The organism is Acidiphilium sp. MT5 (genome assembly GCF_054767495.1).
Window position 1 is genome coordinate 71,934 of record NZ_BAABMR010000003.1, and the last position, 26,049, is coordinate 97,982.

A 26,049-nucleotide genomic window follows, 5' to 3' on the forward strand; every position below is an offset into this window, starting at 1 on the left:
TGAGACAAGGATGGTGATGTCATGAGTGTTTCTGAAACCAATAACGCTCCGGCCCGGCGCAGCCTGCCCCCGCTCCTCACGCTGACCGAGGCAGCGGCGGAGCGGCTGCGGGGGCTTTATGCTAGTGCCGAGCAGGGCAAGTTGCTACGCGTCAGCGTTGGCACCAAGGGTTGTTCGGGCATGTCATATGTGATGGATTGGGTGGAAGCGCCCGCGCCGTCCGATGAGGTGATCAAGGATCATGGCTTGACGGTGCTGATTGATCGCAAAGCGACGTTGTTTTTGATCGGCACAGTGATGGATTATAAGGTTGAGAAATTCTCAGCCGGCTTTACTTTCGAGAATCCAAACGAAAAAGGCCGTTGCGGGTGCGGCGAGAGTTTTCACGTCTGAGCGATCGAACCATCCGCACCGATGGTGCGAAAAAAGCAATTATGCGCACCGGTATGGCAGGCCGGGCCGGTTTGATCGATCAGCAATAAAATCGTATCGCCATCACAATCAAGGCGCATGGAAATCAAGCGCTGCGTGTGGCCGGAGGTTTCGCCTTTACGCCAGAGTTTTTGCCGGCTGCGGCTGTAATAACAAACCTGACCGGTGCGCAATGTTTCCTCAATCGCCTCTTGGTTCATCCAGGCCAGCATCAACACTTCACCCGTATCGTGCTGCTGGGCGATGGCCGGGATCAGGCCGTTATCGTTAAAGTGCCACGGTGCAGTCTCGGTCATTTCAACTGGTCTTCGCGATAGAGGTCTTGCATTTCATCGGCAAGGCAGGGTGAGGATGCACAAATCGTGCGGGTTTGACTGCGCAGGATTGCGAGGCCTTGGGTCAGGTCGGCAATCAAATCCTCAGGGTGCTCCAGGCCTATTTGCAAACGCAGCATCTCGCCACCAAAACGGCCAGTGCCTTCGCTACGGGTGATGGTGAAGCTGGTGGGGAGTGCGAGGCTTTCATAGCCGCCCCATGACGCGCCGATGCCAAAAAGTTTCAGCGCATCCACCATCGCCGTAACCGCGTCATAACCAAATTCCGGTTGGAACACGATGCCAAACAAGCCGCTGGCGCCGGTGAAATCGCGCTGCCAGATTGCATGACCGGGGCAGGAGGGCAAAGCTGGGTGCAGCACCCGGCTAATTTCCGGGCGGGTGGCGAGCCATTGGGCAATGGTAAGGGCTGAGCGTTCCTGATGGGCGAGGCGCACATTGAGGGTGCGCGCACCGCGCAGCGCCAGCCAGCAATCATCGGGCGAGGCATATTGCCCAAGATCGAGCGCGCCGGTGCGCAGCCACTCCCAATCCTCATCGCTATTCACAGTGATTGAGCCAAGCACCAGATCAGAATGCCCGCCAACATATTTTGTTAGGGCCTGGATCGAAACATCAACGCCATGGCGGAAGGGCTGAAAAATATGAATACCCCACGTGTTATCCATAAAAATCTTCGCGCCATGCTGATGGCCGATGCGCGCAATCATTGGCACGTCCTGCACTTCGAACGTGTGGCTGCCAGGACTTTCTACAAAAATCACCCGCGTCTGCGGCTGCAGCAGGCGGACGAGATCAGCCTCCGCGATCAGCGGATCATAATAGGTGGTGGTCACGCCAAACCGGCGCAGCGTGGTATCGCAGAAGCGGCGGGTGGGGCCGTAAATTGAATCCGGTACCAGCAAATGATCGCCCGATTTTAGATAAGCGAGCAGCGGCACGGTGATCGCGGCGAGGCCCGAGGAGACGATTTGGCAATGGGTCCCACCCTCGATGCTGGCGACCATGTTTTCGAGGGCAAAATGAGTCTCGGTGCCATAGAGCCCGTAAATTTCCTCTTGTTCCAAACGCCTTTTGCCAATGTCGCGGCGCTGCGCGCAATCTTGGTATAACACGGTTGACCCGCGCACCAGTTTTGGATTGACAAAGCCGTGGCTCTTGGTGGGGGCGCGCGCGCCATGGACCAGTTTGGTGTCGGGATGATGCTCGGTCATGCGATATTATCCGTTCGCGGTTTCAATCGGGGTGTCGGCGCGCCCGCCCCATTCGGCCCAGGAGCCGTCATAGAGGCCGCCAATCGGCAGTCCGGCATGGTGCAGTCCGAGGGTTAGAATCGCGGCGGTGACGCCTGAGCCGCACATGGTGATCACTGGCTCGGTGCCATCAACGCCGTGCTCGGCGAATAAAGCGCGCAGGGCGGCGGGGGATTTCAGCGTCTGATCGGCGTTGAGCAGATGCTGGAACGGCAAAGAGATGGCGCCGGGCACATGGCCGGCGCGCATACCGGGGCGTGGCTCGGGCGCCGTGCCGGCGAAGCGGGCGGCGGCACGGGCATCGAGCAATTTGGCGTTGCGCCGATGGGCGATGTCGAGAACATGATGCCGATGCCGCACCATATCAGGGTTCAAGCGCGCGGCGAACCGGGCGGGGGCGAGTTGGTGGGCCGCGCCGCTCGCTAACGGGCGGTCTTCCGCGCGCCATTTCGGCAGCCCGCCATCCAGCACGGCGATGTGCGGATGGCCATGGGCGTGAAACATCCACCAGACACGGGCAGCAGAAAACAGGCCGCGCTGGTCATACACCACAATCTCGGTGTCATTGCTGATACCCAGTGCGGCGATCGCGGCGGCGAACGCATCGCTATCCGGCAGCATATGGGGCAGGCCTGTGCTCAGATCGGCGATGGTTTCGATATCAAAAAACTGCGCACCCGGAATATGGGCGTCTTCAAACAAAGCACGCGGATTTTGCGGCTCGGTGGGCAGGTAGAAGGACGCATCGAGGATGGCGAGCTTGCGGTCTCGGCGGTCGAGCGCGGCGGCGAGGGCATCGGTGCTGATCAAATGATCCATGACCCAACCATACCGTGATTTTCAGGGGCGTCCATCCGCGATCAGGCGGAGCGGAGCGGTACCAGCAGCATGACGGCGGCCTGTGCGGCGATGCCTTCGCCGCGCCCGGTAAAGCCGAGCCGCTCGGTGGTGGTGGCCTTCACCGAGATGCGATCGAGCGGCAGGCGGGTCAGTTCCGCGAGGCGGGCGCGCATTTTTTGGGCATGCGGAGTGATTTTTGGCTGCTCACATATCAGGGTGATGTCGATATTGGCGATGGCACCGCCGCGTTGCGCCACCAAATCAACCGCGTGGCGCAAAAACTGCGCGGAATCGGCATCTTTCCAATGGGCTTCGCTCGGCGGGAAATGCCGACCAATATCACCCTCGGCCAGCGCGCCATAAATCGCGTCGCACAAGGCATGAATGCCGACATCGGCATCAGAATGACCAGCAAGCCCTTGATCGAACGGGATTGTGACGCCGCACAATATCAAGGGACGGTTGGCGACCAGCGCATGCACGTCAAACCCGGTACCGATGCGCGCAAGGGCGCCCTGCGCGATCAATGATCCGATATCCAATCCGGTTTGCATACCAAGCCTCCATCCGATGCGATTTCCGCCCTCCGCATGCGCATAGACCGATTGCGCGTCAAGGGCTGGGCTTGTAGTGATTAAATGATGAGCATCCAGCCACAGCCCAGCGCGATGATTAGGCCGATTACCCTGCAATCGGCGGCAAAAACCGTGCGGCTGGAAACGCCGGTGATTCTGGCACCCATGTCCGGCGTCACCGATTTGCCATTTCGCAGCATCGCCAAGCGGCTCGGTGCCGGGCTGGTGGTATCGGAAATGATCGCGTCCTGGGCGATGGTGCGCGAGAACGCCAAGACCCGGCAAATGGCGGAAATGGCCGAGGATGGTGGGCCATCCTCCTTGCAATTGGCCGGCTGCGACCCGGAAGCGATGGCGCAGGCTGCACGCCTTGGCGTCGCGCAGGGCGCTGATTTGATTGATATTAATTTTGGTTGCCCGGTGAAAAAAGTCGCGGTCGGGCAAATGGCCGGATCGGCGCTGATGCGCGATGAGGTGCAGGCCGCCCGGATTTTGAGCGCGACGGTGCAAGCGGTCGCGGTGCCGGTGACGCTGAAAATGCGCATGGGCTGGGATCGCGATCATTTGAACGCGCCGCGTTTGGCCAAAATTGCCGAGGAGGCGGGCATCGCGATGGTGACGGTGCATGGGCGCACCCGCCAGCAATTTTATCAGGGCGAGGCGGATTGGGATTTTATCGCATCGGTCAAGGATGCGGTGTCGATCCCGGTGATCGCCAATGGTGATATCACCACGCCGGAGAAAGCGGCGGAGGCGCTGCGGCGCTCGGGCGCGGATGGGGTGATGATTGGGCGCGGCGCTTATGGCCGGCCGTGGTTTTTGGCGCAGGTGGCGGCTTATTTGCGCACCGGGATGATGCCGCCGGCACCGCCGCTATTGACGCAATGCACGATTTTGCTGGAGCATTACCGGGCGATGCGCGCGCATTACGGCGAGGGGGCGGGCCTGCGGATCGCCCGCAAGCATATCTCTTGGTATGTGCGCGGGTTGCACGGGGCGGCGGAATTTCGCGAGACGGTTAATCGGCTGGATGATCCGGGCGCCGTCGAAGCCTTGATCGAGGCGATCTATCATCGGGCCGTGGAGCAGGGCTATGCCGGCGAGCGCGGATACGCGGCTGATGATGCTCTCCGGGATGCGGCGTGAGCGGGTTTCGCGAGGCGCTGCGCCGGTTGCGTCCGAGTGGCCGGGGTGAGCGCCCTGCCGAGATCGCCGCCCCATCGGCGCCATCCGCGTTGCTCGATGCGCTGCCCAACCCGGTCTTAGAGCTTGACCCGGAAAACCGGGTGGTGTCGCTGAATTACGCGGCGGAGGAATTGCTGGGCGTGTCGGCCTTGCGGCTGGTAGGCCGCGCGCTTGAGGATGTGCTGGCACCGGATTTGCCGATGTTTTTGCTGCTGGAGCGCGCCCGCCGTCAGGGCGTGACGATTGCCGAGCATGATCTGGTGCTGGATGGGCCGCGCCTGACGCGCCGGGTGGTGGCATTGCAGGCTGCCCCGCTGGCAGGCCGGGCCGGGCATGTGGTGGTGGCGATCCAGGATGGATCGGCGGCACGCGCGCTCGATCAGCAGATTTCAGCGCGCAATGCCGCGCGCAGCATCAATGGCATGGCGGCGGTGCTCGCCCATGAGGTGAAAAATCCGCTATCGGGCATCAGGGGGGCGGCCCAATTATTGGAAGCGGGGGCGCGCACGGAAGACCGTGAGTTGACCACGCTGATTTGTGACGAGGTGGACCGGATTCGCGATTTGGTCGAGCGGATGGAGATGTTTGGCGATAAGCCAATCGCCCCCAAGGCGGTGAATATCCATCGGGTGCTGGAGCATGTGCGCAGGCTGGCACAATCGGGGTTTGGCGCCCGCATCCGCTTTGTCGAGCTTTATGACCCCTCGCTACCGGCGGTGCTGGGCCATCGGGATTTGTTGATCCAGGTTTTGCTCAATCTGGTGAAAAATGCCGCCGAGGCGATTGCTGAAACCGAGCGGTTGGATGGCGAAATCCAGCTCCTGACCGGGTTTCAGCACGGGGTGCGGCTGGGGACCGGCGGCGCGCGGGCGCAGCGCAATTTGCCGGTGTTCGTGGCGGTGCGCGATAACGGGCCGGGGATTCCCGATGATATTCGGCGGCATTTATTCGAGCCCTTCGTGAGCACCAAGGCCACGGGGAGCGGGTTGGGGCTGGCGCTGGTGGCCAAAATCGTCGCCGATCATGGCGGTTTGATCCAGACCGAAAGCTGGCCGGGACGCACCGAATTTCGGCTGCATTTGCCGGTTTTCGATGAAACGATGGACGAAATTGGGGATGGACCAGGCGCATGACCACAGTGCCGACAATTTTGATTGCCGATGATGATCGCTCGATCCGCACGGTATTAACCCAAGCGCTCGGTCGCGCCGGGTATCAGGTGCGCGCCACCGGTGCGGCGGCCACGCTCTGGCGCTGGGTCGAGGATGGCGAAGGCGATTTGGTGATCACCGATATTGTCATGCCCGATGGCAATGGGCTGGATTTGGTGCCGCGCATCCGGCGGATCAGGCCCGATTTGCCGGTGGTGGTGATGAGCGCGCAATCGACGATTCTCACTGCCGTGCAATCAACCCAGCGTGGCGCGTTCGAATATTTGCCCAAGCCCTTTGATTTGACCGAGCTGCTCAGCATTGTGGATCGGGCGATCAAGCAGCCGCTGCCAGGCCCCACGCCGGAAGCGGTGCCGGGCGATGATCTGCCCTTGATTGGCCGCGCGCCGGTGATGCAGGAAATTTACCGGGTGATTGCCCGGCTGACCACGGCGGATTTGACCATCATGGTCACCGGAGAATCCGGCACCGGCAAGGAATTGATTGCGCGCGCCTTGCATGATTATGGGCGCAGGCGCCAGGGGCCGTTCGTTGCGATCAATATGGCGGCGATCCCGCGTGAATTGATCGAGAGCGAGTTGTTCGGCCATGAGCGCGGTGCTTTCACCGGCGCGACCAACCGGCATATTGGCCGGTTCGAGCAAGCGGCAGGCGGGACGTTGTTTCTCGATGAAATTGGCGACATGCCGCAAGAGGCGCAAACTCGGCTGTTGCGGGTGTTGCAGGAAGGCGAGTTTACCACCGTTGGTGGCCGCCAGCCGATCCGCGCGAATGCGCGCATCGTGGCGGCGACCCATCGGGATTTGCGCGTGTTGATCCGTGCCGGGCAGTTCCGCGAGGATTTGTTTTATCGGCTGAATGTGGTGCCGATCCGCCTGCCGCCCTTGCGCGAGCGGCCCGGCGATATTCCGCTGTTAGCGCAACATTTCCTCATGCGGGCGCAAAATGAAGGGCTGAGCGCCAAAACCTTGGCGCCCGAGGCGATGGCGCGGCTATCGGCCTATCGCTGGCCCGGCAATGTGCGCGAATTGGAAAATTTGATGCGCAGGCTGGCGGCTTTGGTGCCCCAGCCGGTCATCACCGCTGAGATTATCGATCAAGCCTTGGCCGAATTGGTGCATGCCGAGCCGGTATCGAGCAGCGAGGCGGCGGCCCAGCCGATTGAACGGGCCATTGAGCAGCATATCGCGCGCGTGCTCGCCGCCATGCGCGGAACCGGCGAAGAAGGGGTGCTCTATGACCGGATTTTGGCTGATTTCGAGGCACCGTTGATCCGTCAGGTGCTGGCTGAAACGCGGGGTAATCAAATTCGCGCAGCTTCGCTGCTGGGGCTTAATCGCAATACGCTGCGCAAGAAAATCCGCCTGCACGACCTTGACGTGGCGCGGCGGGTTGGTTGAGCCGGCGATGAACCAGATTGCGCGTTCACCAGTGCCCGGCGATCCGCGCACCAAGCCTTCGAGCGGCGGGCTTTCCCGGCTGATTGATATTCTGGTTGGCCGGGTGGCGACATTGCTGCTCGCGGCCTTGGCCCTGACCTTGGGCATTGGCAGTTTTGCCTATCTCGCTGGCGGCATCAAACTCGGCGTGCATTCGGGCGCGGCGGTTGGCTTGGCAGTGGGCGATATTGCGATTTTGCTGCTGCTGATCATTGTGCTGGTGGCACGCGTGACGCGGGTGGTGCTGGAGGCGCGGCGCGGCGCGGCGGGGGCGCGGCTGCATGTGCGCCTCGTGCTGTTATTTGGCGGCATTGCGGCGGTGCCTGCGATATTGGTTGCGATTTTTGCCGCGGTATTCTTCAATTTTGGCATCCAAGCCTGGTTCAATCAGCGGGTGCGCACGGCGCTGGCGGAAAGTCAGCAAGTGGCGGTTGGGTATATGGATGCGAAAAAGAACAGTATTCGCGTCGATGCGTTGGCGATTGCCAATGATCTGAACCAAAATGGTCCGATTTTTTACGGCAGCGCGCAGGATTTTTTCGATCAAGGCTTCCTCAATGTGCTGATCGCCCAAACGGCGTTGCACGGATTGACCCAGGCGGTGATTTTTGAGCCGCTGACCGATAAGGTGATCGCCTCGGCGGGGCTGTTCGCCGGCACCGATGTTTCGCTCCCGCCGCAAGCGCAGATCGATCTGGCCGAGAAGCATCAAATCGTGGTGTGGAGCACGCCGCATTCAACGCTAGAACACGCGATGGTGCAGCTTGAAGCCGCACCGGCTTTGATGCTGATGGTCGAACGGCCCATCGATCCGAGCATTTATGCCCATGTCAAACGCACCGAAAAGGCGCTCGCCGAATATAATCGGCTTGAGCATCAGCGCGGGCAATTCGAATTGTTCTTCGCCCTGATTTTCGTGACCGTGGCGCTGCTCGTGCTGTCGGGGGCTGCGTTGATCGGCTTGGTGTTCGCCAATCAAATTGCCCGGCCCATCGGTCATTTGATCCGCGCTGCCGAGCGGGTGCGCAGCGGGGATTTGCAGGTGCGGGTGCCCGAGGGTGATTCCGGCGATGATGTCGCTGGCTTGTCGCGCGCCTTCAACCGAATGACCGGGCAGCTTGCCGCACAGCGGGCGGAATTGATGAGTGCCTATGGGCAAATCGATGAGCGGCGGCGGTTTACCGAGACGGTGTTAGCCGGTGTATCGGCGGGGGTGATCGGGCTTGATCCGCAAGGGCGGATTGAATTGCCCAACAAGGCGGCTTCGGATTTACTCGGCATTGATTTGCTCGCGCATCTGGGCGAGCGATTATCGGTGCTGCTGCCTGACTTTGCCGCGTCCCTGGCGCTGGCCGAAGCAACGCCAGACCGCCCGATCACCGCTGAAATCGCTTATGCCGGGCAGGGCGGCAAACGGATTTTCATGGCGCGGATTGGTGCGGATCGGCATGGTGATCGTGCGCCGGGTTTTGTGGTGACTTTTGATGACATCACCGCCTTGCAAACCGCCCAGCGGAAAGCGGCCTGGGCGGATGTGGCGCGGCGAATTGCCCATGAAATCAAAAATCCGCTCACCCCGATCCAGCTTTCGGCCGAGCGGATGAAGCGGCGGTTCGCCAAAGAGATCAAGTCCGATCCTGAGAGTTTTGCGCAATGTGCCGACACGATTGTGCGGCATGTGGGCGATATTGGCCGGATGGTGGATGAGTTTTCGGCCTTTGCCCGCATGCCGGTACCGGTGATGCGCCTGGAAAGCCTATCGAAAATTCTGCGCGAGGCGGTGATTCTGCAGCGCACCGCGCATGCAGAGATCGATTGGCGGGTCGAGTTGCCGCCGGATGATCCACGCGCCCTGTGCGATGCGCGGTTGATCGGGCAGGCATTGACGAATTTATTGCAAAATGCAGCAGATTCGATCGCAATGCGGCCAATTTCAGCAGAGCAATCGCCACACGGCGAGGTTGTTTTGCGAATCACCGAGGATGCGGCATGGTATCGGATCGAGGTGATCGATAACGGCATTGGCTTGCCCGAGCAGGATCGGGATCGGCTGACCGAGCCTTACGTGACGCACAAGGTGAAGGGCACTGGTCTTGGACTCGCGATCGTGCGCAAGATCATGGAGGATCATCATGGCGCGCTGGAATTGGCGAGCCGGGAGGATGGCGTGGGTGCGGTGGTAACCTTGCTATTGCCATCGAAAGCCCTGGTAAACGACGCTGTGTCGGCGGGATTGGAGCGGAATGACTGAGATTCTCATTATCGACGACGAGCCGGACATTCGCTTTCTGGTTGACGCGATTTTGCGCGATGAAGGGTTTGAAACGCGCAGCGCCGGCTCGTCGGACGAGGCATTGGCAGCGTTTGCCGAGCGCCGGCCCGATTTGGTGATTCTCGATGTGTGGTTGCAAAATTCGGCACTCGATGGGTTGGGGATTTTGCAGGCGATGCGCGCCGAAGCCCCAAACCTGCCGGTGGTGATGATTTCCGGTCACGGCACGATTGAAATGGCCGTGCAGGCGATCCAGCACGGGGCGTATGATTTCATCGAAAAACCGTTCAAATCCGAGCGGCTGTTATTGGTAATCCAGCGCGCGCTGGAGGCGGCGCGGCTGGTGGCCGAGAATGCCGAATTGCGGCTGCGCACCGGCTCGGAAAATCGGCTGACCGGGTCGAGTGCCGTGATCCATGCGCTGCGCCACGCGGTTGAAAAAGCGGCACCAACCGGCTCACGAATTTTGATCACCGGAGCAGCGGGCGTGGGCAAGGAGGTGGTGGCGCGGATGATCCACACCCAATCCAAGCGCGCGAGCGGCCCTTTTGTGGTGTTGAACTGCGCCACGCTGGCGCCCGAGCGGGTCGAGGCGGCGCTGTTCGGTGTCGAGGCGGGGGCCGATGGGGCGAGCCGTCCGGGCTTGCTCGACCGGGCCAATGGCGGAACCCTGCTGCTCGATGAGATCGCGGATATGCCGTTGGAAACCCAAGGCAAAATCGTTCGTGTGCTGCAAGATCAGCGGTTTGAGCGGTTGGGCGGCGGCGCGCGGGTGAAGGTCGATGTGCGGATTCTGGCCAGCACCGCACGCGATTTGCAGGCCCACATTAATGCGGGCAGCTTTCGGCAGGATTTATATTACCGGCTCGCCGTGGTGCCGCTGCGGGTGCCGAGCCTGCGCGAGCGGCGCGAAGATATCCCCGAATTGGCCAGCCTGTTTTTGGCGCGGGCGGCGGAAACCTCCGGCTTGCCACCACGCATTTTGGCCTCGGACGCGATTGCGGCGCTGCAGGCGCATGATTGGCCCGGGAATGTGCGCCAACTGCGCAATGTGATCGACTGGCTGATGATCATGCATCCCGGCGAGGCCGGCGAGCCGTTTCACGCCGCGCAATTGCCTGGCGAGATCAGTGCGCACGCGCCGCGCGCATTGGCGATTGATCCGCTGGCCGATATCATGGCGCTGTCGCTGCGCGATGCGCGCGATGTGTTCGAAACCCAGTATTTGCAAGCGCAACTCCTGCGGTTTGGCGGCAATATCAGCCGCACCGCGCAATTTGTCGGCATGGAGCGCAGCGCCCTGCACCGCAAGCTCAAGCAATTGGGCGTGGGGCCAGAAGACCGACAATCGGCGGGCTGATTGCGGCTTCTGGGTTGAACCGAGGGGGCGGGAACCCCATTCCATCAAGGGGACAGAATGAAAATCAGGAGTGTCGCCGATGGATCCGTTTCGCGCCAAAACCACATATAATTTCAACGCAACCAAAATGGCGGAGGATATCGAGCGGCTGGTCGGTCAGCTCGATCATTTGCGTGACCGGGTGGTGCAGGTGGCCGATACCGTGCTGCACGAGGTGCAGGACCGCCTGAAGCAACCGGCATCCACGCCAAGTGCGGGGCGCGGCAGTCTCGACCAACGGATCGAGGCGCTGACACGCGATATTGCGGGATTGAGTGATCGCTTGACCGATACCGGGCGCGGTGCCTCGAACCGGACAGCGCAATTTGTGCAAGAGCGGCCTTTGGTGAGCTTGGCGATGGCGTTTGGGGCGGGGTATCTGATCGCGCGCTGGATCAAGCGCGGTTGATGCGTTTGTTCGCACCGTTATTGGACATGATCGGCCTGCGCGCCTGGCGCGAGCGCGTACTGCTCGGGGCGGTGGCGCTGGTGCTGGGGCTGCTGGGGCTTGTGTTTCTGTTGGCAGCTTGTTTTCGCGCCTTGGCGCAGATGATCGGCGTGCTGCAGGCGGATTTGATTTTTGGCTGTGGGTTTTTGCTGCTGGCGCTGCTGTGCTGGGGCATCACCCGCTATCGCTGGCGTCGCCGGCCGCGCCCGGCGCAAAGCGGCGCGCTGTTGGCGGTGCTGGCGGAGGGATTGGCCCTCGTGCGCAGCCTAATGCGCCGAGACCCGGCGGTGCTGGCGCTGCTCGCGATCTTGCTCGGCACGCTCCGGGCGATGTTGCAAAAAAGTGACTCACCCTCTGATTGAGGGTTCGATCCTGGATCAGCGGAATTAATTTCACCGATTGACGGTCACGTGAGGGCAAAATAATCGGGTCAGGACATTGGCTTAACCCGCCGACTGTCGTAAGTCTGCGGTCTCACGCCCGATCATCCACCCCCGATCCTCCACCCCGATCTTCCATAGGGACTGATCATATGTTTCGGCTCTCGGTGCCGGTCCGTTTAGTATTAGCGCGGCTGACCCTCCCGGTCATGCTGCTGCTTGCGCTGGGATTAATGATCGCAGGCCGCGCCAATAGCCGGCTGACAGCCTCGCTGCGTCTGGGCCTTGATGATGCGCTGGCGCCAGCGTTTCGGGTGATGTCACGCCCGATCGTCAGCCTGACCCGCGATGATACGGCTCTCGGCGCCTGGGTTGGCATGCATCGGCAAATCCTGGCGCTACGGGCGGAGAATGCGCGGCTGCGGCGCTGGCAGTCGGTCGCACTGGCGCTGGCCGCGCAAAATCAGGCGCTCAAATCAACCTTGCATTTCGTGCCAACGCCGACGCCGGAATTTTTCACCGCCCGGGTGATCGCCGATAATGGCGGGCTCTACGCCCATTCCGTGTTGGTGTCGGTCCCGTCGGGCGCGCCAAACTTGGTCGATGCGATTGCGATGGACGGGCGCGGCGTGGTCGGGCGGGTGGTGCAATCGGGGCTGCGCAGCGCGCGGGTGCTGTTGATCAATGATTTGAACAGCCGGGTGCCGGTGGCGATGGGCACGTCCGGCGCGCATGCGCTGATGGTGGGCACCAATGGTGCGATGCCGAGTTTGCAATATTGGTCGCCCAATCATCCACCCCATGAGGGGGAAATAGTGTTGACCAGCGCGGCGGGCGGGGTGTTTCCGCCCGGCTTGCCGGTAGGCGTCGTGCATTATCAGGGCCGTAATAACCCGGTCGTGCTGCCATTCGCCGGGTTGCACCGGCTGCAAGTATTGCGGCTGTTTGATTATCATCTGGAAGGTCAAAGTGCCGCCCAAACAGCGATCAATCCGCTTGCGAGCAATGGTCCGTGATTGCGTGGCCGAGTTTGTGGCGCGATCTGGATCGTGCGGCGCGGCATGCGTTGCCAAGCTGTTCGATCATGCTGATCATGATGGTCGCGTCAGTGCCGCTATTGCTGCCGGACCCTGGGGCGTTCCGGGCGGCGTTTGTGTTGATTTCGGTGTTTTTCTGGACCTTGTATCGCCCGGCGGCGCTGCCAGCGCCAGTGGTGCTGATCCTCGGTGTGTTGCTCGATTTGATCGGCAATTCGCCGCTCGGCTTGTGGGCGGTGTTGTTATTGCTGAACCAGGCGGCGGTTCTGGCACTCCGGCGGGTGCTGGCCAAGCAAGGATTTTTCCTGGTTTGGCTCGCATTGGCGGCGAGTATGGTGGGTACCAGTGGGCTTGAATATCTGATCCGATCCTTACTCATTTTGCAATTTTTACCGCTGGGGCCGGTGTTGATTCAGGCGGTGATTGGCGTTTTGCTCTATCCGCTGTTGGCGCCCTGGTTGATCAAGGCGCATCGTGGTGCTGCGGCGCCCGAGTTCGCGTGAATGAGGCGCGAGACCAAACGGCGTTCGGTGTTTACCCGCCGGGCCTTGCTGGTGGGTGCCGCGCAAACGGCGGCGTTCGGCGCGATGGGCGTGAATTTATACCGCTTGCAGGTGCGCGAGCATGGGCGGTTTGCCACGCTGGCCAAGCAAAACTCAATCAATGATCGCCTGATCGCGCCCGAACGCGGGCTGATCACTGACCGATATGGGGTGATTCTCGCGGGAAATCGCCAGCATTGGCGGGCCTTGTTCATGATGGCGCAGGCGCACGACCCGGAAGCGGTCATTGATCGCTTCGCCGCGCTGATGGCGTTGTCCCCGGCAGAGCAGGCGCGGATTGCGCGGGATTTGGCCGGCAAGCCGCGCTATGTGCCGATTTTGCTCAAAGATGATCTCGACTGGTCCGACATGGCACGGATCGAGGTGCGGGCGGTGGATTTGCCCGGCGTGTTTGTCGATGTCGGGGCGTCGCGCACCTATCCGCTCGGGCCGCAGGCGGCTCATGTGATCGGCTTTGTCGGTCGGCCAACCCAGGCGCAGGCGCAGCGCGACCCGATGCTGGCCTTGCCGGGCATGCGGGTTGGGCGCACCGGGATCGAAGGCGCGCATGATCGTGCGCTGCGGGGCACGCCGGGGATTGTGCAAACCGAGGTGAATGTCCACGGCTCGGTGGTGCGTGAGCTTGATCGTGACAATGGCAAGCCGGGCGCTGTGGTGCAGACGGCTTTGGATACCGGCTTGCAAACCTTGGCGGCAACAAGGCTAGCCGGGCAGGCTGGCGCGGCCATTGTGATCGATGCGGTGGCAGGGGAAGTGCTGGCGATGGCGAGCACGCCCGGTTTTGATCCGGGCCTGTTTGATACCGGCGTGCCGGCGGCGACCTGGGCGAATTGGATGCATGATCCGATGCGCCCGCTGACCAACCGGGCCGCGAATGGGCTTTATGCGCCCGGTTCAACCTTCAAGCCCTGTGTCGCTATCGCGGCTCTGCATAGCGGCGCAATCACCGCGCACACTACCTTCACCTGCCCCGGCTATTTGAAGCTCGGCGATCATACATTTTATTGCTGGCAGCATAGCGGCCACGGCACCATTAATGTGGTCAGCGCCCTGCAGCAAAGTTGCGATGTGTTTTTCTATCACACTGCCTTGGCGGTGGGCATTGATAAGATCGCCGCGATGGGGCGGCGGCTTGGCCTTGTGGGCTCGCTGGATATTGGCATGCCCGGCGCCTCGACCGGGTTTTTACCAACCCATCAATGGGCCAAGCGGCGCAAGCTGGTTTGGACCAAGGGCAACACCGTGATCCAGGGCATCGGCCAGGGCTTTACCCAGGTAACCCCGCTCGGCTTGGCCACCATGGTGGCGCGCATCGCCACCGGGCGGGCGGTGCAGCCCCGGCTGACCCGAGCCATTGGCACGGTGCATCAGGCTGATGGGTTGGATTATGGTTGGCCCTCGCTTGGTTTGCAGGACCGGCATTTGGAAACGGTGCGCGCCGGCATGACCGAAGTGGTCAACACGCCATCGGGCACCGGCTATGCCTCGCGCCTGATGCTGCCGGGGGTGCAAATGGCCGGCAAAACCGGCACCGCGCAGGTGCATGATTTGTCGCAAGCGCAGGAAAAAGCGAATTACGACGATGCCAGCCTGCCCTGGAAATACCGCCCCAACGCGTTTTTTATCGCGTTCGCGCCGGTGGCAGCCCCGCGCTATGCCATATCGGTGGTGGTGGAGCACGGCAATGAAGGGGCGGCAGCATCGGCACCGATTGCCCGTGATTTGATGACGCTGGCGCTGACCAGCACGGCGCAGCGCCCGGCGGCCAAGCCGGGATTTGTCGCAGCCCCGCAAACAGTGGCGATGGTGACCGCGTCATGAGCGGTTTGATCGATTATCGCCCCTATTACGCGCGCTCCTTCGGCTTGCTGCGTAAATTATTGCGCATCAATTGGCTGTTCGTTTTGGCCTGCTGCGCGCTGGCGGGCATTGGCTATGCCGCGCTCTACTCGGCGGCAGGGGGCCATGGCGAACCGTATGCCACACCGCAATTGATCCGGTTTTCTGCGTCATTAATCATGATGATCGCGATTGCGTTGGTCGATATCCGGCTGATCGCCAAGCTGGCCTGGCCGGCCTACGCGCTGGGCCTGGTGTTGCTGGTGGTGGTGTGGCGGTTCGGCCATGTCGGGCTCGGCGCGAAACGCTGGATTGATGTCGGCGGGTTGCATGTGCAGCCATCGGAACTGATGAAGCTGTTTCTGGCGCTCGCGCTCGCGTCATGGTTTCAGCGGGCCAGCTATGAGCGGGTCGGCCAATTGCCGTTTCTGATCCCGCCGATCCTCGCGATTTTGGTCCCGGCGGCGTTGATCCTCAAAGAGCCGAATCTCGGCACCGCCGTCATCACCATGAGTATCGGCGGCACAATTTTACTCGGGGCCGGGGTGCGCTGGTGGAAATTCGTGATCGTGATTGCGGTGGTCGCGATTGCCGCGCCATTCATTTATCATCATCTGCACGGCTATCAGAAACAACGGATTCTGACGTTTTTGCATCCGGGGCGCGATCCGCTGGGTGCCGGTTATAATATCATCCAGTCCAAAATCGCGCTCGGCTCGGGCGGGTTCTGGGGTCAGGGATTTTTGCACGGCACGCAAAATCAGCTCAATTTCTTGCCGGAGAAACAAACCGATTTCGTGTTCACCATCATCGCCGAAGAGTTCGGCTTTGCCGGCTCCTTGGTATTGATCGGCGTGCTCTTCTCGATGATTGCCATGGGGTTCTACACCGCGCTGCGCTGCCAGCACATGTTCGGGCGGTTGGCGGCGTTGGGGATTGCCACCAATTTATTCCTCTATTGTTTCGTCAATTTGGCGATGGTGATGGGGCTAATTCCGGTGGGTGGGGTGCCGTTGCCTTTGGTCTCTTATGGCGGTTCGGCCTTGACGGCGGTGATGCTTGGTTTCGGTGTGCTGATGTCGATCCATGTGCATCGGGACGTTGAATTTGCCGCGTCCGAGGAATAGCGTCTAACGTGACGCCGCGCCCCTTATTCGCGGGCGCGTTCAAGATAAGGCGACATTGGTTGAAAGAGGCTTGATCGTGGATGATCCATATAAAACGCTGGGCGTGCCGCGCGATGCGACGCCTGATGCCATCCGCAGTGCCTATCGCAAACTCGCCAAGCAGCATCATCCGGATTTAAACCCCGGCAATGCGGCGGCGGAGGAGCGATTCAAGGCGGTGGCGTCCGCCTATGGTCTGCTTTCGGATGCCGAGCAGCGCGCCCGCTTTGACCGGGGCGAGATCGATGCCAGCGGCGCTGAGCGTTCACACGCCCATCCGCACGCGCATCCGGGCTATCGCGCCCATGCCGAATCCGGGGCCGGTCAGCGCTATCGCCATGCCGGGCCTGAGGCCCAGGATTGGAACGATCCTGATTTGGAGGCAATGTTTGCCTCGATGTTTGCCGACGGTCGGGCCGGTGCGCGGGCCGGTGCGCGCGCTGAGGCGGAGCGCTACCGGCTGGCGGTGCCGCTGCTCGATGCGGTGAATGGGGCGACCAAGCGATTGACCCTGCCCGATCAGCGGGTGCTGGATGTGAAAATTCCCCCCGGCACCGAGGCGGGGCATATTTTGCGCCTGCGCGGCCAAGCGGCCCATGCGGCAGGGACCAACGCAGCGGGGGCGGGTGCCAAAGCAGGCGATATACTCATCGAAATCGCGATTGAACCACACCCCGCCTATAGCCGCGATGGCCAGACACTCCGGATGGAGTTGCCGGTGTCGCTCCGCGAAGCGGTGCTGGGCGGGCCGGTGGAGATTGCCGGGCCGCGCGGCGCGTTGCGGCTGCGGATTCCGCCGCATTCTGATACCGGCACCGAATTACGGGTGCGCGGGCGCGGCGTTCCGGCGCATAATGGTCTGCCGGAGGGCGATTTATATGTCCGGTTGCGGGTGATGGTCGGGCCGGATGACCCGGCTTTGGATGCGTTTTTGCAGACATGGCAACCGGCGCGGCCGTTTAATCCGCGTCAAACAATGGATGCAGCGTCATGATGACAATCGACAGGCTGATCGCCGAAATCGGGCAGGTGGAGCGGGCGGATTTGGAGCGTTGGATCCGCGAAGGCTGGGTGCGGCCCGAAGGCGAGCCAGATGCCTATCGGTTCGTTGAGATCGATGTCGCGCGGGTTCGCCTAATTTGCACCCTGCGCACCGATATGGAGGTCAATGAGGCCGCGTTGCCGGTGGTGCTGTCCTTGCTTGATCAGCTCTATGACACGCGCCGTCAGATGCGCGCCTTGATCGAGCGGGTCCGCGCGACCGCGCCAGATCAATGGTCAAATCAAGAGCCAGAATAAAGGCACTGGCGCCCGCTCTGGATCAAATTTTGTTGCGGCGGTTGACCCTCGGCTTGATGCTGATAGTCTCGATCCACGCCACCCGGTATGGTCCGGAGAACAAGGCGGCGAGGAAACGGAGCAAATCATGAGCCATTACGTGATTGTCGGCGCGGGGTCGGCTGGCTGTGTGCTGGCGGCGCGCCTGAGCGAGGACCCTGCGGTGCAGGTCACCCTGATCGAGGCGGGTGGGCCGGATAGCGCGCAGGAAATTCACATCCCGGCGGCGTTTCCTCAGCTTTTCAAGTCCGAATATGATTGGGATTTTTCGAGCGAACCAGAACCCGGCTTGGCGGGGCGGCGGATCTATCTGCCGCGTGGCAAAATGCTCGGCGGCTCCAGCTCGATGAACGCGATGGTCTATATTCGCGGCAACCGGGCTGACTACGATGGCTGGGCAGCCGAAGGCGCCACGGGCTGGAGCTATAACGAGGTGCTGCCCTATTTTCGGCGGTCGGAAAATAACGAGCGTGGCGAAGATCAGTTTCACGGCAAGCTTGGCCCGCTCTCAGTGTGTGAAGGGCGCTCGCGCAACCCGTTGATGGATGCCTTCGTCGAGGCGGGCGTGCAGGCCGGGTTTCCGGCCAACCCCGATTTCAACGCCGCCCAGCAAGATGGCGTTGGCTTGTTTCAAAACACCCAGCGCAACGGCATGCGCTGCAGCGCGGCAGTGGCCTATTTGCATCCGGCAATGGCACGGCCCAATCTGCGGGTGATCACCGACGCCCTCACCACCCGCATCCTGTTCGATGGCGCGCGCGCCAGCGGCGTGGAAATCGTGGTGAACGGTCAGGTCGAGACGATCCACGCAGAGCAGGAAGTCATTTTGGCGGCGGGCGCCTATAACTCGCCGCAATTACTGATGCTGTCAGGCATCGGGCCGGCGGGTGATCTCGCGGCGTTGCAAATTCCGGTGCGGGTGGATTTGCCGGTTGGTATCGGTCTGCAGGACCACCCGATGACCTTGATGACCTGGTACACCAACACCGAAACGCTGATGACCGCAGCAACGGCGGAAAATGCCGAATTGCTGATGAAGGAAGGGCGTGGGCCGCTAACCTCGAATATCGGCGAGGCGGGTGGATTTTTCCGCACGCGCGCGGAGCTTGATGCGCCAGATGTGCAGTTTCACGCCGCCCCGGTGATGTTTTATCAGGAAGGCATGGGCGTGCCGACCGCCCATGCGTTCGGCTTTGGCCCCTGCGTGTTGAAACCCACCAGCCGAGGTCAATTATCGCTGCGCTCGGCCAATCCGCGCTCCAAGCCGCGCATCACCCATAATTACTTCGCCACCCCGGACGATCGCGCGAGCGCGCTGGCGGGGATGCGGATTGGGTTGGACATTGCCAAACAGCCGGCGCTCCAGGCCCACATCACCGCGCCGCATCAGGTGCCCGCTTCCGCCTCCGATGCCGATCTTTGGGATTATATCGAGCATTATACCCATACCGTGTATCATCCAACCAGCACCTGCGCGATCGGCCCGGTGGTGGACCCGGCTTTGCGGGTGCATGGTGTTCATGGGCTGCGGGTGGTCGATGCCTCGGTGATGCCGAGTGTGGTGCGCGGCAATACCAATGCACCCACCATCATGATCGCTGAGCGCGCGGCGGATTTGATCCGACGCGCCGTGTAATAACTAACAGTTAGAATCCAGCGAGGGCGCGGAACTCGGCCTCGGTGAGAAGCGCAATCCCCAAAGCGGCGGCCTTCGTCGCTTTGGACCCTGCCTCGGCACCGACCACCACGTAATCGGTGCGTTTGGAGACGCTTTCCGTCACTTTGGCGCCGGCTTCCTCGGCGCGGGCCTTGGCTTCGGGCCGGGTGATGGTTTCTAACGTGCCGGTAAAAACAATGGTTTTTCCAGCGAGCGGTGTATCCTCACCCGGGCCGGTCTCATCCTCAATGCTCAGCTGCGCATCCAGCGTCGCCAGCAGCGCAAGGTTATGCGGCTCGGCAAAAAATCCAACCAGCTCCTCGGCAATGGACGGACCGATGCCCGAAATCACCCCGAGTTCGAGCCGCGCATCCGAGCCGATGATCTGGGCGGCGATCATCGCCTCGCGCCAAGCGGCGAACCGGCCATAATGGCGCGCGAGCAGCTTGGCGTTCGCCTCGCCGATGCGGCGAATCCCCAGCGCATAAATAAAGCGGGCGAGCGGGATGCGGCGGCGGGTGCGAATCGCCGCACTCAGCTTGGCGGCGGATAGCGCGCCCCAGCCATCAAGGCTGGCAATTTTCGCCTCTAGGTCAGGCAGTGTGAAAATATCGGCTACAGTGTTGAGCCAGCCCAGCGCATGAAATTCACGGACGGTCTTTTCGCCCATGCCTTCAATATCAAAGGCCGGGCGCGCACAAAAATGGATCAACCGTTCCACCACCTGCGCCGGACAGGACAAGCCGCCGGTGCAGCGGCGCACAACCTCGCCTTGCGGGCGGATCGCGAGCGACCCACAGATCGGGCAATGATCGGGGAAGCTGAACGGCACGGCATCCGCCGGGCGCTGCGCGGTCAGCACCGCAACGATTTGTGGAATAACATCGCCGGCCCGTTGAATTTCCACCATGTCACCCACGCGCACGTCCTTACGGATGATTTCATCCTCATTATGCAAGGTGGCATGGGTAACAATCACGCCGCCGACATTCACCGGCGTGAGTGTCGCGCGCGGGGTGAGTGCGCCGGTGCGCCCAACTTGAATATCAATCGCTTCGAGCCGGGTGATGGCGCGCTCGGCAGGGAATTTCCACGCAACCGCCCAGCGCGGCGCGCGCCCGGCAAAACCAAGCCGGTCCTGCAAGGCCAGATCATCAAGCTTATAGACCACGCCATCAATGTCATAAGGCAGATCAGGCCGCAGCGCGCCGATCCGCGCTTGGAATGCCATGGCTTGGGTCTCGGCAATCGGTTCGGCTAACGGATTGACCGTAAATCCCCAGCGCCGCAGCGTCGCCAGATACTGAAAATGGGTTTGCGCAACCGGCGCGCTGGCCGCACCGCGCGCATAGGCAAACAGCGATAATTTGCGGCTGGCGGTAATGCGCGGATCAAGCTGGCGCAGACTGCCAGCGGCGGCGTTGCGCGGATTGGCGAACGGGCGCGCCTGGGTCGCGTTCAGCGCGAGAAAATCTGCGCGCGCCATATAGATTTCACCGCGAATTTCAATAAGATCTGGTGTATCCTCAGGCAATTGCAACGGCAAACCGGGCAGCGTGCGCACATTCTCGGTGACATCCTCGCCCTCTTCGCCATCGCCCCTGGTGGCGGCACGGATGAATTTTCGGTCTTGATAGGTCAGCGAAATCGATAGTCCATCGATTTTCGGTTCCGCGACAAACTGCAAAATCGTGGCATCCAATCCCAGAAACCGGCGGATACGCGCACAAAACTCGCTGAATTCTGCAGGGACAAAAACGTTATCGAGCGATAACATCGGCTGCGCGTGACGAATTTTGCCAAACCCCGCTGCGACCGGCGCGCCAACCTGCGTGAACACTGCACCGCGCCGCTCGGCTTCGCGTTTGAGCGCGTCATAGCGTGCATCATCCATCATCGGGCGATCATCGCGGTGATACGCCAGATCAGCGGCGGCGATCTGCGCGAGCAGCGTCTCTAGCGTCATCTGGTCAAGCGGGGTCTCGCTCATGTCGGGCTCAACAGGCTGTGGGCGGCGGCGCGCGCGGCATCGGTAATGGTTTCGCCGGCGAGCATGCGGGCAATCTCCTCATGCCGTGCGTCGTGATCAAGGCGCCGGACCGTGGTTTGCGCCCGATTTTTCAGGGCTGATTTAGCGACAACGAAATGATGGGCGGCCCGTGCGGCAACTTGTGGCGAATGGGTCACCATCAAAATCTGGGTCGCCTTGGCAATCCGCGCGAGCCGTTCGCCCACAGCGGCGGCCGTCGCCCCGCCAATGCCGCTATCGACCTCATCAAAAATCAAGGTGTCAGCAGGCCCGGCGCGGGTGAGCACCACTTTCAGCGCCAGCATCAGGCGCGATAATTCGCCGCCCGAGGCCACCCGGTCGAGCGCGCCGGGCGTATCGCCAGGGTTGGTCGCAACCAGAAAGCTGGTTTCATCCATCCCCGCTTCGGACCAGCGTGATTCCGGCAGCGCCGTGCAGGCAATGGTGAACCGCGCACGATCAAGTTTGAGCGGTGGCAATTCGCGGGCGAGCGCCGCCTCCAGCTTGCGGGCAGCGGTGCGGCGTGCGTCATGCAGGGTGTCGGCGGCCTCGGTGAAATCGGCGCGCGCCGTCGCGGCGGCGCTAACAAGAGCGGCAATCGCGTTCTCGCCGGTTTCCAAAGCCGCAATCCGCGCCGCAAAACTTTCAGATAGAGCCGGAAGATCGCTCACCGCCACGGCGTATTTGCGGGCGGCGGCGCGCAGGGCAAATAAGCGGGTTTCGATTTGATCGAGAGCGCGTGGATCGGGGGCGGCGTCAGCGCTGGCGCGCGAGAGCAACGTTTCGGCTTCGGATAAGGCTTCTTCCGCGCGTTCAATCGCGCTCAGCGCCTGCGCGGCTTGGCTGCCCGGCTCGGTTTCGGCGAGGCGGGACAGGCTGCGGGCCGCACTGCGCAGCGCCACCGCCGGCCCGCCTGATCGGCGTTCGCGCGGCGCAATTTCGCTCAGCGCGGCATCAATCGCGGCGGCGCGGCGCTCGGCCCCCTGCAAATGCTGGCGCTGGCTCGCGAGCTGTTGCTCCTCATCGGGCTGAGCGGCCAGATCGTGCAATTCACCATAAGCGTGGCGCAAAAATTCCTCATCGCGCCGCGCCGCCTCAATGGCGTCACGCGCTTCGCGCAGCGCCGCCTCAGCCGCGCGCCAGCCGCGCCAAGCGCTGAGCGTGCGTTGGCGCAGTGCTGCGGGCACGCCGAATTGATCAAGCAAGCGCAATTGAGTCGCGGGCTCAGCTAGCGCTAGGGCTGCGTGCTGCCCCTCAATTTCGATCAGAGTTTCAGCAACGCGGCGCAGGAGCGACAGGCTGACCGTTTGGTCATTGATCAAGGCACGGGATTTGCCATCGCGGCTAACGATCCGGCGCAGCACCACCGTGTCATCGCCGTCCAATCCCTGTTCGGCCAGCAGCGCGTGCGCGGGATGGCCGGCTTGGAGCGAAAAAGCGGCGGTGACCACCGATTGCGCGGCCCCGGCGCGGATCAGTCCGGTATCGGCGCGCGCGCCCAAAGCAAGGCCAAGCGCGTCCAGCAGAATCGACTTCCCAGCACCGGTCTCGCCGGTAAAGGCGGTCAGGCCCGGCTCGAACTCAAGGTCAAGCTGGTCGATCAGCACCACATCGCGGATCGACAGGGCGATGAGCATAGGGGCCGAGCACCCGGGCTAGAAAAGTCCGAACAGCCAGCCGCCGGATTTATGCGGCGGCGGCGCGGCATGGGCGAGCAACTTATGGGCGCGCAATTTATGATATGCGTCCTGATACCAAGACGAACCGGGATAATTATACCCCAGCACGGCGGCGGTGCGGCGCGCTTCATCGGTCAGGCCCAAATCGAGATAGCACTCGACCAGCCGCTCCAACGCTTCAGGCACAAACGTCGTGCTCTGATATTGCTGCACGACTTTCTGGAAGCTGTTGATGGCGGCGGGATACAGATTTTGCCGCTCATAAAACCGCCCGATCACCATATCATGACCGGCGAGCCGGTTCTCCGCGAGGCGCAATTTGATCCGCGCATCGCTGGCATAGGCGCTGTTGGGGAAGCGGGTAATCACGTCTTGCAGCGCCTGGGCCGCTTCTTTGGTGGTAGTTTGATCGCGATGCACGCCCTCAATTTGCTCGTAATAGCACAAAGCACGCAAATAATAGGCGTAGGCGGCTTCGGGGCTGGCCGGATGCAGTTGCACGAATCGGGTGAGCGAGGCGATGGCGGCGGTAAAATCCTGGCGCTGAAAATCGGCATAGCCTTGCAGCAGCGCGGCATGGGTCGCCCAGGTCGAATAGGGATGATTGACCTGCACGGCGCCGAACGCGGTCGCGGCTTTTTTGTTGTTGCCTTTGCGCAATTGCTCAATTCCGGCCTCATATTGGGCGCTGGCCGAGAGCGGCGGTGCGGTTATCGCGTCGGCCTGGCCGAGCTTGGGTTTCGGATGGCTTGACCCAAACAGCCCGCAGCCGCTCAGCAGAAGCGGGAGCGTCAGGCAGATCGGCAGCAGCGGGTTCAAACGGCGCGGCAATGCGAAGCGATATTCTCTCATGGGAGGGTTCTATAGCACGAGACGTCGCGGCGCGAAGCCTGCCCGGCTGATCTTAAAATTGCCGTGGTTTAGGCTTGATTACCCTTGCGCAGGGGTGGTTTTGCCGGTAATGGAGGGGTCAGCTGCGGCATGGTGCTTGCGGCTCGATCCGTTTTGGATCGTCATGATTAACCAAGCCGGCTGGCAAAGCCGTGCTAGACGTGGGTTTCTGATCACAGTTGGATCATGGAGTATCCGCGCACGCCAACCCGATCGGCTTAGGGCCGGTCTCGTTTCAAGGATCAACACCGTCTCATGGGTTCTACCGCAACTGCCACGCGCTCGCACGCTGATCAGCATGCCGCCGATAATGATTTTGCCGCGATGCTTGATAGCTCGCTCGGCATCGATACGGGCTTTGAAGGCTCCGTCGTCACCGGCCATGTGCTGCGGATCGACGATGATTTTGTCGTTGTTGATGTCGGGCTGAAAAGTGAAGGCCGGGTGCCGGTCAAGGAATTCGGGGCGCAGGAAGTCAAGCCCGGCGACTCGTTTGATCTGTTCGTTGAGCGCTATGAAGACAAAGACGGCTCAATCGTGCTGTCGCGCGAAAAGGCGCGGCGCGAGGAATCCTGGACCACATTGGAGCGCGCCCATGAATCGGGCGTGCGGGTCAATGGCGTGATCCATGGCCGAGTCAAAGGCGGTTTCACTGTCGATCTGGGCGGCGCCACGGCATTTTTGCCGGGCAGCCAGGTCGATATTCGTCCGGTGCGCGATGTCACGCCGCTGATGGGCATGTCCCAACCGTTCCAAATTCTGAAAATGGACCGCGCGCGCGGCAATATCGTGGTGTCACGCCGCGCCGTGCTCGAAGAAACCCGCGCCGAGCAGCGCTCCGAGCTGATCCAGGGCCTCAAAGAAGGCCAAATTCTGGATGGCGTGGTGAAAAACATCACCGATTACGGCGCCTTCGTTGATTTGGGCGGCGTGGATGGCCTGCTGCATGTCACCGACATTGCGTGGCGCCGGATCAACCACCCAGCCGAAGCCCTCACCATCGGCCAGCCGGTGCGCGTGCAGGTGATCCGCTTCAACCCGGATACCCAGCGCATCAGCTTGGGCATGAAGCAGCTTGAGATCGATCCGTGGGAAGGTGTGGACGTGAAATACCCCGCCGGCATCAAGGCCGCCGGTCGGGTGACCAACATCACCGATTACGGCGCGTTTGTGGAACTGGAACCGGGCGTCGAAGGTCTGGTGCATGTGTCCGAAATGTCGTGGACCAAAAAGAACGTGCATCCGGGCAAAATCGTCTCGACCAGCCAAGAAGTCGAAGTCATGGTGCTCGATGTCGATGCCTCTAAGCGTCGCATTTCGCTGGGTCTGAAGCAGGTCAGCCGCAATCCGTGGGAGCAATTCCTCGATGATCATCCGGTTGGTTCGGTGGTCGAAGGCGAGATTCGCAACATGACAGAGTTTGGCTTGTTCATTGGGCTGGCGCCGGAAATCGATGGCATGGTCCATATGTCGGACCTGTCATGGGATGATACCGGCGAACTCGCGATGGCCAAGTACAACAAGGGCGATCACGTCAAAGCCAAGGTACTCGATGTCGATGTCGAGAAAGAGCGGATCAGCCTGGGCGTGAAGCAGCTCGAGGAAGATCCCGCCGCCGGCGTGCTGGACCGCGTGAGCAAGGGCATGATCGTGACCTGCGTGATCACCGCCGTGCAGACCAACGGGCTTGAAGTGAAGGTCGATGATGTGTTGACCGGCTTTATTCGCCGTGCCGAACTGGCTCGCGATAAGGGCGATCAACGTCCGGAGAAATTTGCCGTCGGCGAAAAAATCGACGCCAAAATCACGGCGGTTGATCGCGCGGCGCGCAAGCTGCAACTCACCGTCAAAGGCAAAGAGATGGACGAGGAAAAGCAGGCCATGGCCGATTTCGGCTCGGTCGATTCCGGCGCCTCGCTGGGCGATATTCTGGGTGCCGCGATCCGTCGCCGCAATCAGCAGGCCCAGTCCGAAAACTAATCGACAAACTCATCGATAAACAAATCGAGCCTTCGCTCGATCGTTGCAGAAAACGCCGCCCCGCAAGGGCGGCGTTTTTTATGCCGCTTGCGGATTAAAATAACTGGACAGAGCGCGAAAATCCGGTAGGGTTACAACCT

General features: G+C 61.6%; 23 protein-coding genes. 16 read left to right on the forward strand and 7 right to left on the reverse strand.

All coding sequences use genetic code 11. The annotated features are described in order from the left end of the window. The first annotated feature begins 21 nt into the window (after positions 1 to 21). Complete coding sequence (locus ACYUCQ_RS04400) at positions 22 to 393, forward strand: HesB/IscA family protein (protein WP_460253290.1); 372 nt, start codon at positions 22 to 24, stop codon at positions 391 to 393. Here ACYUCQ_RS04400 and hisI read toward each other — a convergent pair. Genes hisI through ispF form a run of 4 tightly spaced genes read right to left on the reverse strand, consistent with a single transcriptional unit; the run spans position 384 to position 3,414 of the window. Continuing rightward, entirely contained in the window at positions 384 to 728 is a 345-nt protein-coding gene (hisI, locus tag ACYUCQ_RS04405) for a phosphoribosyl-AMP cyclohydrolase (RefSeq protein ID WP_460253291.1), read from the reverse strand. The two genes, ACYUCQ_RS04400 and hisI, sit on opposite strands and share 10 nt — an antisense overlap. Next, the gene (gene metC, locus ACYUCQ_RS04410; protein WP_460253292.1) at positions 725 to 1,981 is read right to left on the reverse strand and encodes a cystathionine beta-lyase; all 1,257 of its coding nucleotides are present in this window, start codon (positions 1,979 to 1,981) and stop codon (positions 725 to 727) included. The genes hisI and metC overlap by 4 nt, the downstream gene beginning before the upstream one ends. Before the next feature lie 6 nt (positions 1,982 to 1,987). Beyond that, positions 1,988 to 2,839: a 3-mercaptopyruvate sulfurtransferase gene (sseA, locus tag ACYUCQ_RS04415; protein ID WP_460253293.1), complete on the reverse strand. Its 852-nt coding sequence runs from the start codon at positions 2,837 to 2,839 to the stop codon at positions 1,988 to 1,990. A 41-nt stretch (positions 2,840 to 2,880) separates the two neighbouring features. Continuing rightward, entirely contained in the window at positions 2,881 to 3,414 is a 534-nt protein-coding gene (gene ispF, locus ACYUCQ_RS04420) for a 2-C-methyl-D-erythritol 2,4-cyclodiphosphate synthase (RefSeq protein WP_460253294.1), read from the reverse strand. A gap of 87 nt (positions 3,415 to 3,501) precedes the next feature. On the opposite strand from ispF, the gene dusB reads away from it, so the two are divergent. From dusB to ACYUCQ_RS04490, 14 genes are all read left to right on the forward strand, one after another. Further along, entirely contained in the window at positions 3,502 to 4,581 is a 1,080-nt protein-coding gene (gene dusB / locus ACYUCQ_RS04425) for a tRNA dihydrouridine synthase DusB (protein WP_460253295.1), read from the forward strand. Next, positions 4,578 to 5,753, forward strand: coding sequence for a two-component system sensor histidine kinase NtrB (locus tag ACYUCQ_RS04430; RefSeq protein ID WP_460253296.1), 1,176 nt, complete (start codon positions 4,578 to 4,580; stop codon positions 5,751 to 5,753). Before dusB ends, ACYUCQ_RS04430 begins: the two co-directional genes overlap by 4 nt. After that, complete coding sequence (gene ntrC / locus ACYUCQ_RS04435) at positions 5,750 to 7,192, forward strand: nitrogen regulation protein NR(I) (RefSeq protein WP_460253297.1); 1,443 nt, start codon at positions 5,750 to 5,752, stop codon at positions 7,190 to 7,192. Before ACYUCQ_RS04430 ends, ntrC begins: the two co-directional genes overlap by 4 nt. A gap of 7 nt (positions 7,193 to 7,199) precedes the next feature. After that, on the forward strand, positions 7,200 to 9,482 hold the full coding sequence (locus ACYUCQ_RS04440) for a sensor histidine kinase NtrY-like (RefSeq protein WP_460253298.1): 2,283 nt from the start codon (positions 7,200 to 7,202) through the stop codon (positions 9,480 to 9,482). Beyond that, positions 9,475 to 10,863 (forward strand): nitrogen assimilation response regulator NtrX, encoded by a 1,389-nt coding sequence (gene ntrX / locus ACYUCQ_RS04445; RefSeq protein WP_460253299.1) that lies wholly within the window; start codon positions 9,475 to 9,477, stop codon positions 10,861 to 10,863. Before ACYUCQ_RS04440 ends, ntrX begins: the two co-directional genes overlap by 8 nt. Positions 10,864 to 10,942: 79 nt before the next feature. Then, on the forward strand, positions 10,943 to 11,311 hold the full coding sequence (locus ACYUCQ_RS04450; protein WP_460253300.1) for a hypothetical protein: 369 nt from the start codon (positions 10,943 to 10,945) through the stop codon (positions 11,309 to 11,311). Next, entirely contained in the window at positions 11,308 to 11,712 is a 405-nt protein-coding gene (locus ACYUCQ_RS04455; RefSeq protein ID WP_460253301.1) for a hypothetical protein, read from the forward strand. The genes ACYUCQ_RS04450 and ACYUCQ_RS04455 overlap by 4 nt, the downstream gene beginning before the upstream one ends. Positions 11,713 to 11,882: 170 nt before the next feature. Continuing rightward, positions 11,883 to 12,746, forward strand: coding sequence for a rod shape-determining protein MreC (locus ACYUCQ_RS04460; protein ID WP_460253302.1), 864 nt, complete (start codon positions 11,883 to 11,885; stop codon positions 12,744 to 12,746). Further along, a complete protein-coding gene (gene mreD / locus ACYUCQ_RS04465; protein ID WP_460253303.1) occupies positions 12,743 to 13,270 on the forward strand; it encodes a rod shape-determining protein MreD in 528 nt (175 codons plus the stop codon). Before ACYUCQ_RS04460 ends, mreD begins: the two co-directional genes overlap by 4 nt. Continuing rightward, a complete protein-coding gene (gene mrdA, locus ACYUCQ_RS04470) occupies positions 13,271 to 15,151 on the forward strand; it encodes a penicillin-binding protein 2 (RefSeq protein WP_460253304.1) in 1,881 nt (626 codons plus the stop codon). Next, positions 15,148 to 16,296, forward strand: a complete 1,149-nt coding sequence (gene rodA / locus ACYUCQ_RS04475) for a rod shape-determining protein RodA (RefSeq protein WP_460253305.1) — start codon at positions 15,148 to 15,150, stop codon at positions 16,294 to 16,296. The genes mrdA and rodA overlap by 4 nt, the downstream gene beginning before the upstream one ends. 76 nt (positions 16,297 to 16,372) lie before the next feature. Next, positions 16,373 to 17,329, forward strand: a complete 957-nt coding sequence (locus ACYUCQ_RS04480; RefSeq protein WP_460253306.1) for a DnaJ C-terminal domain-containing protein — start codon at positions 16,373 to 16,375, stop codon at positions 17,327 to 17,329. After that, complete coding sequence (locus ACYUCQ_RS04485) at positions 17,326 to 17,634, forward strand: chaperone modulator CbpM (RefSeq protein WP_460253307.1); 309 nt, start codon at positions 17,326 to 17,328, stop codon at positions 17,632 to 17,634. Before ACYUCQ_RS04480 ends, ACYUCQ_RS04485 begins: the two co-directional genes overlap by 4 nt. Positions 17,635 to 17,761: 127 nt before the next feature. Then, on the forward strand, positions 17,762 to 19,309 hold the full coding sequence (locus tag ACYUCQ_RS04490) for a GMC family oxidoreductase (RefSeq protein WP_460253308.1): 1,548 nt from the start codon (positions 17,762 to 17,764) through the stop codon (positions 19,307 to 19,309). A gap of 10 nt (positions 19,310 to 19,319) precedes the next feature. Here ACYUCQ_RS04490 and ligA read toward each other — a convergent pair whose 3' ends face one another. From ligA to ACYUCQ_RS04505, 3 genes are read right to left on the reverse strand one after another with little or no spacing between them, the layout of a single operon-like run. Then, the gene (ligA, locus tag ACYUCQ_RS04495) at positions 19,320 to 21,320 is read right to left on the reverse strand and encodes an NAD-dependent DNA ligase LigA (RefSeq protein WP_460253309.1); all 2,001 of its coding nucleotides are present in this window, start codon (positions 21,318 to 21,320) and stop codon (positions 19,320 to 19,322) included. Then, entirely contained in the window at positions 21,317 to 22,996 is a 1,680-nt protein-coding gene (recN, locus tag ACYUCQ_RS04500) for a DNA repair protein RecN (RefSeq protein WP_460253310.1), read from the reverse strand. Before recN ends, ligA begins: the two co-directional genes overlap by 4 nt. Before the next feature lie 18 nt (positions 22,997 to 23,014). Further along, a complete protein-coding gene (locus ACYUCQ_RS04505; RefSeq protein WP_460253311.1) occupies positions 23,015 to 23,890 on the reverse strand; it encodes an outer membrane protein assembly factor BamD in 876 nt (291 codons plus the stop codon). A 294-nt stretch (positions 23,891 to 24,184) separates the two neighbouring features. Here ACYUCQ_RS04505 and rpsA point away from each other — a divergent pair, with 294 nt between their 5' ends. Further along, on the forward strand, positions 24,185 to 25,909 hold the full coding sequence (gene rpsA / locus ACYUCQ_RS04510; RefSeq protein ID WP_460253312.1) for a 30S ribosomal protein S1: 1,725 nt from the start codon (positions 24,185 to 24,187) through the stop codon (positions 25,907 to 25,909). Positions 25,910 to 26,049: the final 140 nt, after the last annotated feature.

What these genes read in the sequence shown, in the direction of transcription:
- ACYUCQ_RS04400 (WP_460253290.1), top strand. Translation starts at nt 22, where the DNA reads ATGAGTGTTTCTGAAACCAATAACGCTCCGGCCCGGCGCAGCCTGCCC.
- hisI (WP_460253291.1), bottom strand. Translation starts at nt 728, where the DNA reads ATGACCGAGACTGCACCGTGGCACTTTAACGATAACGGCCTGATCCCG.
- metC (WP_460253292.1), bottom strand. Translation starts at nt 1,981, where the DNA reads ATGACCGAGCATCATCCCGACACCAAACTGGTCCATGGCGCGCGCGCC.
- sseA (WP_460253293.1), bottom strand. Translation starts at nt 2,839, where the DNA reads ATGGATCATTTGATCAGCACCGATGCCCTCGCCGCCGCGCTCGACCGC.
- ispF (WP_460253294.1), bottom strand. Translation starts at nt 3,414, where the DNA reads ATGCAAACCGGATTGGATATCGGATCATTGATCGCGCAGGGCGCCCTT.
- dusB (WP_460253295.1), top strand. Translation starts at nt 3,502, where the DNA reads ATGAGCATCCAGCCACAGCCCAGCGCGATGATTAGGCCGATTACCCTG.
- ntrC (WP_460253297.1), top strand. Translation starts at nt 5,750, where the DNA reads ATGACCACAGTGCCGACAATTTTGATTGCCGATGATGATCGCTCGATC.
- ACYUCQ_RS04440 (WP_460253298.1), top strand. Translation starts at nt 7,200, where the DNA reads ATGAACCAGATTGCGCGTTCACCAGTGCCCGGCGATCCGCGCACCAAG.
- ntrX (WP_460253299.1), top strand. Translation starts at nt 9,475, where the DNA reads ATGACTGAGATTCTCATTATCGACGACGAGCCGGACATTCGCTTTCTG.
- ACYUCQ_RS04450 (WP_460253300.1), top strand. Translation starts at nt 10,943, where the DNA reads ATGGATCCGTTTCGCGCCAAAACCACATATAATTTCAACGCAACCAAA.
- ACYUCQ_RS04460 (WP_460253302.1), top strand. Translation starts at nt 11,883, where the DNA reads ATGTTTCGGCTCTCGGTGCCGGTCCGTTTAGTATTAGCGCGGCTGACC.
- mrdA (WP_460253304.1), top strand. Translation starts at nt 13,271, where the DNA reads ATGAGGCGCGAGACCAAACGGCGTTCGGTGTTTACCCGCCGGGCCTTG.
- rodA (WP_460253305.1), top strand. Translation starts at nt 15,148, where the DNA reads ATGAGCGGTTTGATCGATTATCGCCCCTATTACGCGCGCTCCTTCGGC.
- ACYUCQ_RS04485 (WP_460253307.1), top strand. Translation starts at nt 17,326, where the DNA reads ATGATGACAATCGACAGGCTGATCGCCGAAATCGGGCAGGTGGAGCGG.
- ACYUCQ_RS04490 (WP_460253308.1), top strand. Translation starts at nt 17,762, where the DNA reads ATGAGCCATTACGTGATTGTCGGCGCGGGGTCGGCTGGCTGTGTGCTG.
- ligA (WP_460253309.1), bottom strand. Translation starts at nt 21,320, where the DNA reads ATGAGCGAGACCCCGCTTGACCAGATGACGCTAGAGACGCTGCTCGCG.
- recN (WP_460253310.1), bottom strand. Translation starts at nt 22,996, where the DNA reads ATGCTCATCGCCCTGTCGATCCGCGATGTGGTGCTGATCGACCAGCTT.
- ACYUCQ_RS04505 (WP_460253311.1), bottom strand. Translation starts at nt 23,890, where the DNA reads ATGAGAGAATATCGCTTCGCATTGCCGCGCCGTTTGAACCCGCTGCTG.
- rpsA (WP_460253312.1), top strand. Translation starts at nt 24,185, where the DNA reads ATGGGTTCTACCGCAACTGCCACGCGCTCGCACGCTGATCAGCATGCC.